Below are 11806 nucleotides of genomic sequence, written 5' to 3' on the forward strand. Positions count from 1 at the left end.
TCCCTCGATGTCTGCCCCGCCATCATCCCGTGCTCCGTCCCCCGGTGCCGCCACCGGCCGCCGTTCATCCGGCCCGGTCATGTGCCGCCACCGGCTGCCGCTCGCCCGGCCGGTCGTCTGCCACCACCGGCTGCCGCTCGCCCTGCTGTCATGTGCTGCCCTCCGTCGCCGGGCGCTCCATCTCCAGCTCGACGACCGTGCCGCCCTCGGGGGCGGAACGCAGCCGGGCCGTACCGCCGTTGCGCTCCATACGGCCGATGATGGACTCGCGTACGCCCATCCGGTCCCCGGGGACCGCGTCCAGGTCGAATCCGGGTCCGCGGTCGCGCACCGAGACGAAGACCGTACGGCCCTCGACCTCGGCGAACACCTGCACCGCACCGCCCTCGCCACCGTACTTGGCGGCGTTGACCATCGCCTCGCGTGCGGCCTGTATCTGGGCGCCGAGCATGTCGTCCAGCGGGCAGTCGCCGACGATCACGACTTCGATGGGGACGCCGTGGTCGTCCTCCACCTCGGCGGCGGAGGCGCGGACCGCCTCCGCCAGGGTGGCCGGTTCCTCGTCCTCCTCCTTGCCGCGGCCCTCGGGTTTGTAGAGCCACGCGCGCAACTCCCGCTCCTGGGCGCGGGCCAGCCGCGCCACCTCGCGGGGTTCCTCGGCGTTGCGCTGGATCAGCGTGAGGGTGTGCAGGACGGAGTCGTGGACATGGGCGGCCACTTCAGCCCGTTCCTGGGCCCGGATGCGCATCAACCGCTCCTCGGAGAGGTCCTGGGTGATCCGCACGAGATAGGGCCCCGCCAGCAGCGCGATGCCGACGACGACGGCCAGCGAGGCCTGCAGCACCGAGCCGAGATGGCGCACCGAGCCCTGCAGCACGACGATGCCGGTCACCCCGACGCCGACCAGCAGCACACCGGCCGCGCCGCGCAGCACCGGCAGCACGCCCTTGCGGCGGCCGAGCTCGAGCCATTGCGCGCGGCGGGAGTTGTCCGCCTGGCGCCACACCAGGGCGACACCGGCGCCGATCAGCAGCACCGGCCAGACATAGTCCTTGGCCTGGCCCAGCTGGAATCTGGAGGCGACGACGGCGCTGCCGACGAGCAGCGCGATCAGCGCGAAGACTTGGCCCTTGTCGGGTTTGTGCCGCCGCAGCGCCCGTTTCCCGCCGGCCGCCGAGGCGGGGTGCCGGCGGTCCACACCGCCGACGCCCAGCGGGACGAAGAACCAGAACGCGGCATAGAGCACGGCGCCCATGCCGTCGGCCAGGAACAGGGCCACGAACACGATCCGCACCCAGGAGACCGGCAGCCCGAGATGGCCCGCCAGACCGCGCGCGACACCACCGAGCAGCCGGCCGTCGGCGCTGCGGTACAGCTTGCGCACGGGCGGTTCGTCGGGGTCCGGCGCCGGGGCGTAACTCGTCTCGGCGCGGGGCGGAGCGGTGGTCATGCCCCCGATCGTCACACGGCGTCGGGGCCCGTGGCATCAGGGTCGACCCTGAACCCGTCCCTGACGTTTCTCCCCCTCGCCGCTCCCGCCCCTTGCTCCGCCCGCCGGCTCGGCTCCTCGGCTCAGGCCTTCGGGTCGGTCCGGCGGAAGCCGTCCTTCACCACCGAGAACACCCTCTCGAACTTGGTCCAGTTCGCTTGCGGCGCGGAGACGTAGATCGCGTATTCCTTGCCGCCCTCGCGACCGAACCCGAGGTCGATCGCCCGGAAGGTGCGGGCCCGGCCTCCGAAGGTGCACTCCCAGATCGCGGCGGGATCGCCCTGGAAGGTGGTGGGCTGCATCCGCAGCTGGGTGTAGACGGGGTACTTCTTCTTGAAGAAGGCCTCGACGGCCTTGAAGTGCTCCACCTGATCGGGCGAGGAGAAGTCCAGCACGCTCACGGTCAGCTGGGCGCGCTCGGCCTTCGAGGAGTAGACGATCTGCCGGCCACCGTCCTGGGGTTCGCGCGTCCACCCTTCGGGCAACGGGAAGCTCACACCGAGCGCGGACTCCTTTTGCTGCCCGTAGCCGTCGGGGAGGGGCGGCGGCGGTCCGATGCTGTTGTCCGGGGCCTTGGGCACAGCCGGTGCACCCTTGTCGGAGGCACTTTGGGTCGTACCGGAGTCGTCAGGGTGCATCAGGTACCAGGCCGTGCCCGCACCGCCCCCGGCGAGCAGCACCCCGACGACGCTCCAGACCACGGCCCGGGCGGTACGCCGCTTACGGGAGGCCTTGCCGCCGGACAGTACGTCCGTACGGTCCCCGTCGGCCCGTACGCCGCCGATCCCGTCCGGGAGCGCCATGGGGCCGGTCACAGGGCCGGCGCCGAGGTCCGTACCCGACGTTGCCGTGCCGGCGGTAGCCGAGCCCGTGCCGGTGTGCGAGCCCGTGTCCCTACCCGAGCCCGTGTCCGAGCGCATGCCCGTGGCCGTGCCCGCGCCCACCGCGGTGCCGACGCCCGTCCCGGTACCGCTGCCCGTCCCGGTGCCGGTACCCGTCCCGGTGCCGGTGCGGTCCGAGGTGTCTCCCGTTGCGCCCGCGTGCGGCACCTGACGGGTCGGAGCCTCCGACTGCTCGCCGGACGCGGCCGGTTGTGCCGCACCGCGTCCGACCGTGCCCAGCGCCAGCGTCGACCAGCCGTGCAGCGCCGTCTCCGCCTCGGCCTCGACGGCCCGCAGCGCCTGCTCCACGACCTCGGCCGTCGGGCGGTCGGACGGCTCCTTGGCGAGCAGCGCCTCGATCAGCGGGCTCAGCGACCCGGCGCTGCGCGGCGCCTCGAGCGGATCCATGGCGATCGCGTACGCCGTCTCGACCGCGGTGTCCTTACGGAACGGGGGCCGTCCCTCGACCGCCTGATAGAGCGTCGCACCCAGCGCCCACAGGTCGGAGGCGGGCCCCGGGCTGCCGCTCCTGACCCGCTCGGGCGCCAAGTAGTCGATGGAGCCCACCAGCTCGCCCGTCTTGGTGAGCGTGGACGTACCACTGGCGACCGCGATACCGAAGTCGGTGAGCACGACCCGGCCGTCCTCACCGAGCAGCACGTTGCCCGGCTTGACGTCACGGTGCAGCACACCGGCGGAGTGTGCGGCCCGCAGCGCCGCCACCATGCCGCGTCCGATACGGGCGGCCTCCCGCGGCGTGAGCGAACTGTCCTGCCGCGCGGCTTCCTTGATGACGTCGCCGAGGGTCGTCGAGGGGACGTACTCCATGACGATGCACGGCATTCCGGCGTCGTCCACGACGTCGTGCACCCCCACCACATTGGGGTGGTTGATGCGCGCGGCGGCCTGCGCCTCGCGGGTGGTGCGCTCATAGCGCATCGCCAGTTCGTCCGCTTCGAGATACGGCGCCACGTGCAGACGCTTGACCGCGACCTGACGGCCAAGGACCTCATCGCGGGCCCGCCAGACGGTGCCCATACCGCCCTGGCCTATCCGCTCAACCAGGCGATACCGCCCGGCGACCAGTCGCCCCTCGTCCACCGACGCCGCCTCCGTCACCGCACGCCCCTCCGGAAACCCGTACGTATTCAAGGGGCAACGATAGTCGCCCATGCCGACGGAAAGCGCTCCGCCCACCGCCCGTCCGCACACGTGTTCCGGCTCGATGCCGAAGCGGAGGGTCATATGCGAGTGCACGAGTGGTTTCGGGACCCCCCAGGGGCATACCGGGGAGGCCCTCGGGGGATCTCAGGGATCTGCCAGGGTTTCCACTGATGCCCGGAGCGCGCCGCGCTTGTCACCATGGGTCCATGAACGATGCAGCCTCCGTCGACGAGTCGGCGCCCTCCGCCCCCGTCGGCCCCACGCCGCCGCAGGCCCCGCTGCGCCGCAGCCGGCGGTACAAGGTGATCGGCGGGGTGTGCGGCGGGCTGGGCCGCCAGTGGGATCTCGACCCGGTGATCTTCCGGATCGTGCTCGCCGTGCTCTCCGTCGGTGGTCTCGGCCTCATCGTCTACGGCTTCGCCTGGCTGCTCATCCCCCTCGACGGGGAGGACGAGAACGAGGGCCGCAGGCTGCTGTCCGGCCGGGTCGAGGGCTCCGCGCTGACGGCCCTGCTCTTCGCGCTGGTGGGCTGCGGACTGTTCCTGACGACCCTCGCCAAGGGCAGCATGCTGTCGTTCGCCATCATGCTGACGCTGGCGGCGGCGGGTTCCGCCTATTGGTCCCGACGGCGCCGGGAGATGGAGACCAAGGGACCGGAGTCGGTGGACGCCGCCACCGCCCAGGCCGTCGCCGATGCCCCGCCCGAGACCACGGCGCCCCCGGTGCCGACCAGTCCGTCCTGGTGGCGCAACCAGCGCTCCCGGGAGGCGGGCGGCCCGGGCTATCTGTGGGGGCCCGATAACACCCCGCTCCCGCTGGACATCACCTACCGCCCCGAGCACGGCGCGGGTGCGACGGCTGCTGACCGACCCCGCCCCCGGCCCGGCGCCGGCAGTCCGCCCGGCCCGGCGCCGTACGGCGCGCCGCCCGCCCCCGTCCCGCGCCGGACTCGCCCCAGCGGACGGCCGATCGGCGGCTGGACGTTCCTGCTCGCGCTGCTCGCCGGAGGGGCCACGGCCCATGCCGTCTCCCGCCAGGACGGCTTGGCGCCAGCCCTCCAGGCAGGGCTGGCAGCTGCGTTGGTCGTCTTCGGCCTGGGACTCGTCCTCAGCGCCTGGTGCGGGCGGACGGGCGGCGGCACGGTCTTCATGGTGGTGTGCACGACCGTGCTGCTGGCGGCCGCGACGGCGCTGCCCGACAACCTCACCGCCGACTGGCAGAAGCGCACCTGGACCCCCGCCACCCTCGCCTCCGTCCGGCCGCACTACGAGGTCGGTACGGGGGAAGGGAGGCTGGACCTCGGTGCCCTTCCCTTCAAGGACGGCCGTACGGTCCACACCAGCGCGCGGGTGGGCTTCGGCCGCCTCCAGGTGACGCTGCCGCAAGGGGTCACCACCCGCCTCCACATCTCCCTCGGCGTCGGCGGCATCCAGTTGCCCGGTGAATCGCCGCACCACATGAACGTCTCGCCGGGAGGTGAGCAGCGGACCCTCACACTGCCCGCCGACGGCCTCAAGAAGGGCGAGAAGCCGCGCGGCTCGCTGGATCTCGACCTCGAACTCGGCGCGGGCCAGGTCGCCATCGAGCGCACGACACCGGCCTCTCCCCCGTCGGAGCCCACCCCGTCGGCATCCTCACCGGGCGCCCCCTCTCCGTCGGCCCCCGCGCCGTCGGAGCCCACCCCTTCGGCAGCGTCGGCGCACACCTCACCGGCCTCCGCACGCCCACTCCCCGCACCGCCGACCGCCCCCACCCCCGAGGGAGCCCCCGAGTGAAACGTCATCGCTTCGAACCGGCTCGACTGATCGCGGGCCTCACCGCCCTCGCCATCGGCTCGGGCTACGGACTCGACGCCCTCGGCCTCTGGCAGGCCCCCGGCCACTGGCTCTTCCTCGCACTGCCCGCCGGCCTGATCCTCTCCGGCATCACCGCGGTCGTCCGGGCCACGACCCGCCGCAACACCCCGCACACCGCCCCGCCACCCCTGCCACCCACCTGACCGCCGTGACGCCCCCTGCCGCCCCTGCGCCGCCCTGGAACGAACGCCCCGCCCAGGCGGCGCGCTACCAGGTGCCGTCAACTCTCCAGCCGGGCAACGGCGTCCCGACCGGACAGTGGCTTCTCGGCCGGACAACGATGTCCTGGCCGATCAACGGCACCTCCACCGGACAACCACCTCCCGGCCGGCACCCTTGCCCCGACCAGATAACCCCCGCCCTGACCGGACACCGCGTCCCGCTAGCCGAACAACTGCGTCCCGTGCCGCTTGCGGCGGTGCGCCCAGGCCGAGTCCAGGGAGAACCTCGGGGTGCCGGCCAGTACGAGCGGGACCCAGGCCATCAGATAGGCGAGGTCGTTGCCGTAGTAGTACGGAGTGGTCGCCCAGCTCACGGTGAGCCACAGGGACAGCGAAATCAGCGCACCGCCCAGCGCCGCCAGCCGCCCCAGCAGGCCCACGAGGGTCCCGAGGCCCACCGCGAGTTCGCCCGCCGCGATGGCATAGCCGAAGCCCACCGGATTCTGCTGCGCGAGGTCCACGAGCTGCGGCAGCGCCGCCGCGTCATGGACCTGGCGCAGCGTTTCACCGATCGACCCCGCGCCACTGGCCGCCAGGAACGCATGATCCAGCAGCTTGTCGATGCCCGCGTAGAGGAAGGTCGCCCCCAGAAACAGCCGCAACGGCAGCAGCGCATGGCGCGCCAGCCGCCCCCGCAACCCGGCGCCGGAGCCCTCAACGGCCACTCCCCCCAGCTCGGCACCGATCGTGCGATTCGCGTGAACCATGACGTCCGCCTCTCCGTTGCCTCCGGGCGCAGACGATTGTGCCCCCGCCCGCGCCTCCTGGGGAGATACGTACGCACGTACGCGAGAGGTTCAACGGACCGATGCACTTCGGGCGGCCGCGGCACACAAAATCATCACGCAACGGCGGCCCCGGGCGATGCCGCACCGCCCCGGCCACCCCGGAGGCAGTTTCGCACCCCCGGACCCGCGACACCCTGGCGCCCTGGCCTCACCCGCCCCGCACCCCGGCCTCACCCGCCACGCCGTGGGCCTCCTCAGTCCAGCACGTCGACCGGGTAGCCGTTCGACTCCACGCCCGCCGCCGTGATCACCCGGACCGTCACCCGGCCCGGCTCGACATCGACCGGCACCGGGACGGTCAACACCCCGTCCGTCGGATTGGCGAAGCCGCCGGCCACCGGAACCAGGGGAACCGGAACGTGGACATCGCCGATCCGCACGACGGTCCGGGCGAGCCGGTCGGGGGTGCCGGCACCCGGCGGAACGAAGCCGGCGCCGCGGATCTCGATGTCGTCGCCGGTACGGACCGGTGCGGCAAGATCGCCCAGCTCACGGGAGCGGACGACGGAGAGGATCACCGGGCGCCCGCCCGCCACCGCCTTCCCCCACAGATAGGTCGCCCCGGAGAGGGCGAGGAGCACCACCAGCCCCCAGGGAAGCTGCGGCAGCTGCCCCGGCTGCCCGGCCAGCCGCACCAGGGCGCACACCAGCACGGCCGCATTCACCAGGACGTACTGCACATCCAGGAGGCTGCCCCGGCCCGCGTCGTCGGCCAGCAGGTCGGCGGCCCGCGGCCGCTGGGCGGGGACCTTCTGCAACCGCCCCGACCGCACCCGCGCGGCCACCAGCCCGTACGCCAGCACGGCCACCCCGCACCCGATGGCCAGGGTCGCCAACAGGGCACCGGACCACGCGAGTTCCAGGCCCTGGAGCTGCACTCGCCGCTCCCCCGGCCCGGCGGCCGCCGCCGGCTGCACGGCCGTCGTCAGCACGGCGTAGAGCACCGCGACCGCCCAGCCCGCCGCCACCGTCCGCGAGGTGGACAGCCGCCCGTCCTCGCCGATCAGCGGCGCCAGCGCCCCGCCGTGCGCACGGTGCCACCAGGCCGCCGCCGTCAGCCCCAGCGCGAGGACGACGGCCGCGAGCAGCCCCGCCGTACGGGATGCCGTCCAGCCACCGCCGATGGCGGTCAGCGCCTGCCCGAGCAGCAGCGCGGTCACCGCGCCCCAGACGACGAGCAGGGTGCGCCACCGTACGGAGGCCAGCCAGGCGGCCCCTTCGGCGGCGCCGCGCTTGGCCACCTCACGTGCGGACAGCGTCAGTTCGTCGGAGACCCACTGCCGGGCGGCGCCGGCGGAGCGGGCGAGCCCGGCCGGCACCCCGTGCCCGGCGGCGAAGTCCTCGCGCAGCGCGATGAACGCGGCGACCGCCTGCCGGTGCCCCGTACGGGCGCCGTGCGGGCACCGCCCGCACTGGCACTCGCCACCGGTGGCCCGCTCCGCGCCGTCCCCCGGCTCGCCCGTTCCGGCCATCCTGCCCGCCGCCTCAACCGACACGTCCGTTACCGCCCGCCGCCGCTCGCCGCCAACTTGTTGTCTCCAGAGGCGAATTGTGCCCCAGGCGGCCAGGGCGGATATCAAACGTCCAGTTGGTGACGGGTGGCAGGCGCATCGGCGCGTTGACGTACGAGATGAGACGGCCCCGCACCGTCACATGCGCCCCGGTGAGATCCGTACCGGCGGCAGCAGACTCGCCCCCCTTCGCCCCCTCTCCCCTTACACCGCCCCACCGCCCTTCCGCCCATCCGCACACCTGACCGGCGGCCGACCACGCACCCCCGGCGCGTCCCCTATTCGGGCGAACCGGGGCACTGCGACGGCTGAGCGGTCCACGCGCTGCGCAAGCTCTCGCCGTGTGCCAAATACACCGACCCCATGGACCACTTCGCGGCGTTGACCTGGACAGAGACAGACCACCCGCCCGGGACAACCCGACGGAACCGAACGCACCCCACACACCTCACGCACCTCACAGACTCGACAAACGCACCGAACGCACCGAACACAGCGAACGCAGCGAAGGCGGAGAGCACAGGGAAGGCAGGGAACGCAGGAAGCGCGACCATCGCAGCAAACGCAGCGAACGCGCCGAACTCCGCGGCGGCCTCCGGCGCCTGGGAGCCGCGCTCCTGGCCGCCGCCTTCCTGGCCCTGACCGGTGCCGCCACGCTGCTCGCCAACGCGCCTACGGCCATGGCCCATGCCCGCTACCACCGCGGGCCCACCGGCGACAACTGCGCCTATGCCGGCACCGCGCCCCCCGTGGACGTACCGACCGGCTTCCCCATGCCCCGCCACTGGCACTTCCCCTGCACCGCGACCAAGCCCCCGCCACCGGCCTCCCACAAGCCGGCGCCCCGTCCACCGAGCCCGAAGCCCACGCCCCCGCCTCCGCCCGCACCCAGGCCCCGGCCGACACCACCGCCGCCGCCCCCGCCACCGCCGCCCCCCAGTCCCCGCGCCCGCCCCGCGGCCCCGCCACCCGAGCCCGAGCACAAGCCCGCCCCCAAGCCCAAGCCGGTCGTCAGCCGCCCGCCGTCACCTCGCCCCGTCCTGCCCCGCAGCTATGCGCCGGTGTCCCACAAGCCGCGCGCCGGGCGCTCCGTGGTGACCACGACCCTGCTGATCACCGCCCCGGCCGTACTGGCCGGAGCCGCCCTCCGTCCCCGTTCGAGCTCCTCGTCCGGTTCCGCCGGGCGCCGTTCCTCGTAGGAGGTCTCCATGTCGCAATGGCTGGTGCTGACCCTCGCCATGGTCGCCGCCTGTGGCGTCGTCCTGACCATCACCGTCCTCAAGGAGCGCCGGATCAGTGAGGACGACGACCCGACCGAAACGCCCGATGTGATCGAGTATCTGACGATGATGGTGGGGGTGGTGTACGCGATCGTGCTGGGCCTGGCCATCGCCGGGGTCTGGGAGTCCAGGAGCGCGGCCGAGGACACCGTACGGACCGAGGCGCAGGCGCTGCACGAGGTCAGCGCGCGGGCCCGGGCCTACCCCGCGCCGGTCCGGGACCGTATCCGCTCGGACGTCGGCACCTATGTGTCCTACGTCGTACACAAGGAATGGCCGGTCATGGCCGAGAAGGGCGAACTGACCGACCGCGGCACCGCACTGCTGACGAAGGTCCGGGCGGACGTCAGCGACTACCACCCGCGCAACGACTTCGAGGGGCAGTCCTACCAGCCCCTCGTCGACCAGGTCGCGGTGGCCGACGGTGCCCGCTCGGCCCGTGCGGACGCGGCCGGTTCGACGCTGCCGGGCGTGGTGTGGTTCGGGCTGATCATCGGCGGCGCCATTTCGATCGGCGTCATGTTCACCCTGCAGATCCGGCGCTCGGGGCGGGAGTTGCTGATGGCCGGGCTCTTCAGCGCGTTGATCGCCTTCCTGCTGTTCCTCGTCTGGGACTTCGACTCGCCCTTCAGCCGGGGCCTGGCCGCCGCCGCACCGTTCTTCGATCTGTTCCCGCACCCCTGAGACGGCGCCGGGCCCTGCGGGACGGCCGCCCGTGTCCGGCAGGGCCCGGCCGGCTCACCCATCCGGCAGGAAGGGCCCGGGTGGGCCGTCCGGTGGTTCGCGTGGACACGCACACACCCACAGACACAATCCGTAACCACATGGATACAGTGCGCACACATGGTCGATGTGTCGACCTTCGCGTCGTCAAGTCCTCAAGGAGAGATCTGTGGAACGAGAAGCCCGACACGGAGCAGTGACCCAGCCCAAGTCCAGGGCTCAGCTTCACCTCGCGGACTGGCAGGCCGCCGGCCTGGAGGCCGGCAAGTTCTTCCCCGCGGCAGAAGCCGGCCTCACCGACCCGTACGCGCCGGACGACGTCCCCAACTTCGAGCCGCCCCAGGACGGCCGGATCGCCAGCGCGGGGAAGGACTTCGCCGCCAAGCTCGACGAGCCCGACTCGCAGCAGGACTGGCACAAGCACCAGGCGGCCGCCGGCCGGCCGCTGGAGATCACCTGGAGCTACCACGCCCCTCACAAGACCCGCCGCTGGAACTACTTCCTCACCAAGAGCGGCTGGGACCCGGGGGCGCGCCTGACGCGGGCACAGTTCGACCTGGAGCCGATCGCCACGTACCAGAACAGCGGCCAGCCGTACTGGAGCGCCGACGACCTCCTCCCCGAGGACCCGACGATCCACCACGTCACGCTGCCCGGTGACCGCAAGGGGTACCACGTGCTGCTGTCGGTGTGGGAGGTCGCCGACACCGGCAATGCCTTCTACCAGGTCATCGACCTCAACATCGGATAGCTCACCGCACGCTCCGAGCCCGGCACCGGCGCCCCGTCACCTTCACCGGCGACGGGGCGCTGCCACCGGCCGGGCGGCGAACCCGGAAGCCACCGGGCCCGTCGCCGGACCACCACCGAACTCGCCCCACCCCCAACCCCACCCCCGCCACCGGACCCGCCCTAGCCGAAGAGATCCGGCTCGCTGCGGACGATCTGCTGGTACAGCGGCTGGTAGTTGATCCAGGCCACCAGGTCGTTCCCCAGCTGTTCGCGGGTGCGGACGGCGTTGTGGTGGTCGATCAGGACCGGTTTGCCGGCGGCCTTGGCGGTTAGCTGGACCTGGCAGGAGCGTTCCATCGTGACGAACCACCACGCCGCCGCGTCCACCGAGTCGCCGACCGTCAGCAGGCCGTGGTTGCGCAGGATCACCGCCTTGTGCGGCCCGAGGGCGGCCGCGATCCGCCGGCCTTCCGCCTCGTCCACCACCACGCCCGTGTAGTCGTCGAAGAGCGCATGGTCCTCGTAGAACGCACAGACGTCCTGGGTGATCGGGTCCAGCAGCTCCCCCAGCGCGGACAGTGCCCGGCCGTACGTGGAGTGGCTGTGAGCGGCCGCGACGACGTCGGGCCGGGCCCGGTGGACCTGGGCGTGGATGGCGAACGCCGCCTGGTTGACGTGATGGCGGCCCTGGACGACCTTCCCCTCCTCGTTCACCAGCAGCAGATCGCTGACCGTGAGGTGCCGGAAGGACATGCCGAACGGATTGACCCAGAAACAGTGGGGGAACTCCGGGTCGCGCACGGTGATATGGCCCGCGACGCCCTCCTCGAAGCCGTAGTGCCCGAACAGGCGCAGCGCCACGACCAGGCGTTCCTGGCGGTGGCGCCGTTCGTCCTCGACGGTCTGGTGCGTCGGCGGCATCGCGAACTGCAGCTGGTCGGTGGGTATCGGGGTCGGCTCGGGCATCGCGGCTCTCCTCCTGGCACGTACGGCACTTGATGCTCGATGCGGAAGCTACCTTCCACTACGACAGGTAACCAGGGGCGTGACCGGCGGGAATGTACGGGGGACGGCGGCACCCGGGCACTCACTCCCCCGAAGCCGACCGAGGGCGGCCCTTGGACGGCCGAAGACTCCCCAGCGCCGCCCACCCCACCCAAC

General features: G+C 72.6%; 9 protein-coding genes and 1 pseudogene. 4 read left to right on the forward strand and 6 right to left on the reverse strand.

Annotated elements, in window-relative coordinates:
• Positions 1 to 148: 148 nt before the first annotated feature.
• Positions 149 to 1450 (reverse strand): ATP-binding protein, encoded by a 1302-nt coding sequence (locus D9V36_RS17580; protein ID WP_129294620.1) that lies wholly within the window; start codon positions 1448 to 1450, stop codon positions 149 to 151.
• 122 nt (positions 1451 to 1572) lie between these two features.
• Positions 1573 to 3408: a serine/threonine-protein kinase gene (locus D9V36_RS17585; protein ID WP_241721323.1), complete on the reverse strand. Its 1836-nt coding sequence runs from the start codon at positions 3406 to 3408 to the stop codon at positions 1573 to 1575.
• Positions 3409 to 3740: 332 nt separating this feature from the next.
• Here D9V36_RS17585 and D9V36_RS17590 point away from each other — a divergent pair, with 332 nt between their 5' ends.
• Both D9V36_RS17590 and D9V36_RS17595 read left to right on the forward strand, forming a co-directional pair.
• Positions 3741 to 5309, forward strand: coding sequence for a PspC domain-containing protein (locus D9V36_RS17590; RefSeq protein WP_129294621.1), 1569 nt, complete (start codon positions 3741 to 3743; stop codon positions 5307 to 5309).
• Positions 5306 to 5533 (forward strand): hypothetical protein, encoded by a 228-nt coding sequence (locus D9V36_RS17595; RefSeq protein WP_129294622.1) that lies wholly within the window; start codon positions 5306 to 5308, stop codon positions 5531 to 5533. The genes D9V36_RS17590 and D9V36_RS17595 overlap by 4 nt, the downstream gene beginning before the upstream one ends.
• Positions 5534 to 5772: 239 nt before the next feature.
• Here the strand turns inward: D9V36_RS17595 and D9V36_RS17600 are convergent, their stop codons facing one another.
• The 3 genes from D9V36_RS17600 to D9V36_RS40950 all read right to left on the reverse strand — a co-directional run bounded on the left by D9V36_RS17600 (position 5773) and on the right by D9V36_RS40950 (position 9120).
• Complete coding sequence (locus tag D9V36_RS17600; protein WP_129294623.1) at positions 5773 to 6318, reverse strand: TQO small subunit DoxD; 546 nt, start codon at positions 6316 to 6318, stop codon at positions 5773 to 5775.
• 275 nt (positions 6319 to 6593) lie between these two features.
• Entirely contained in the window at positions 6594 to 7871 is a 1278-nt protein-coding gene (locus D9V36_RS17605; protein ID WP_129294624.1) for a hypothetical protein, read from the reverse strand.
• 1090 nt (positions 7872 to 8961) lie between these two features.
• Positions 8962 to 9120 carry a hypothetical protein gene (locus tag D9V36_RS40950; RefSeq protein ID WP_164992969.1) on the reverse strand — a complete coding sequence of 53 codons (159 nt, stop codon included), beginning with the start codon at positions 9118 to 9120 and terminating at the stop codon, positions 8962 to 8964.
• Between D9V36_RS40950 and D9V36_RS17615 the strand changes: the two genes are divergently transcribed.
• Together D9V36_RS17615 and D9V36_RS17620 are read left to right on the forward strand one after the other, a co-directional pair.
• Positions 9119 to 9874, forward strand: coding sequence for a DUF4239 domain-containing protein (locus D9V36_RS17615; protein WP_129294626.1), 756 nt, complete (start codon positions 9119 to 9121; stop codon positions 9872 to 9874). The genes D9V36_RS40950 and D9V36_RS17615 overlap by 2 nt on opposite strands.
• Positions 9875 to 10082: 208 nt before the next feature.
• Positions 10083 to 10664: a lytic polysaccharide monooxygenase auxiliary activity family 9 protein gene (locus D9V36_RS17620; RefSeq protein WP_206739683.1), complete on the forward strand. Its 582-nt coding sequence runs from the start codon at positions 10083 to 10085 to the stop codon at positions 10662 to 10664.
• 161 nt (positions 10665 to 10825) lie between these two features.
• Here D9V36_RS17620 and D9V36_RS17625 read toward each other — a convergent pair.
• Positions 10826 to 11617 (reverse strand): annotated as a pseudogene (locus tag D9V36_RS17625) (class II aldolase/adducin family protein); the annotation flags it as partial.
• Between the last annotated feature and the right edge of the window lie 189 nt (positions 11618 to 11806).

Origin of the sequence: Streptomyces lydicus, assembly GCF_004125265.1 — a bacterium.
Lineage (GTDB): Bacteria > Actinomycetota > Actinomycetes > Streptomycetales > Streptomycetaceae > Streptomyces > Streptomyces lydicus_C.

Bases quoted from the DNA above. Each gene is read 5' to 3' on its own strand.
- D9V36_RS17605 (WP_129294624.1), bottom strand. From the start codon at position 7,871: ATGGCCGGAACGGGCGAGCCGGGGGACGGCGCGGAGCGGGCCACCGGT.
- D9V36_RS17580 (WP_129294620.1), bottom strand. From the start codon at position 1,450: ATGACCACCGCTCCGCCCCGCGCCGAGACGAGTTACGCCCCGGCGCCG.
- D9V36_RS17585 (WP_241721323.1), bottom strand. From the start codon at position 3,408: ATGGGCACCGTCTGGCGGGCCCGCGATGAGGTCCTTGGCCGTCAGGTC.
- D9V36_RS17600 (WP_129294623.1), bottom strand. From the start codon at position 6,318: ATGGTTCACGCGAATCGCACGATCGGTGCCGAGCTGGGGGGAGTGGCC.
- D9V36_RS17590 (WP_129294621.1), top strand. From the start codon at position 3,741: ATGAACGATGCAGCCTCCGTCGACGAGTCGGCGCCCTCCGCCCCCGTC.
- D9V36_RS17615 (WP_129294626.1), top strand. From the start codon at position 9,119: ATGTCGCAATGGCTGGTGCTGACCCTCGCCATGGTCGCCGCCTGTGGC.
- D9V36_RS40950 (WP_164992969.1), bottom strand. From the start codon at position 9,120: ATGGAGACCTCCTACGAGGAACGGCGCCCGGCGGAACCGGACGAGGAG.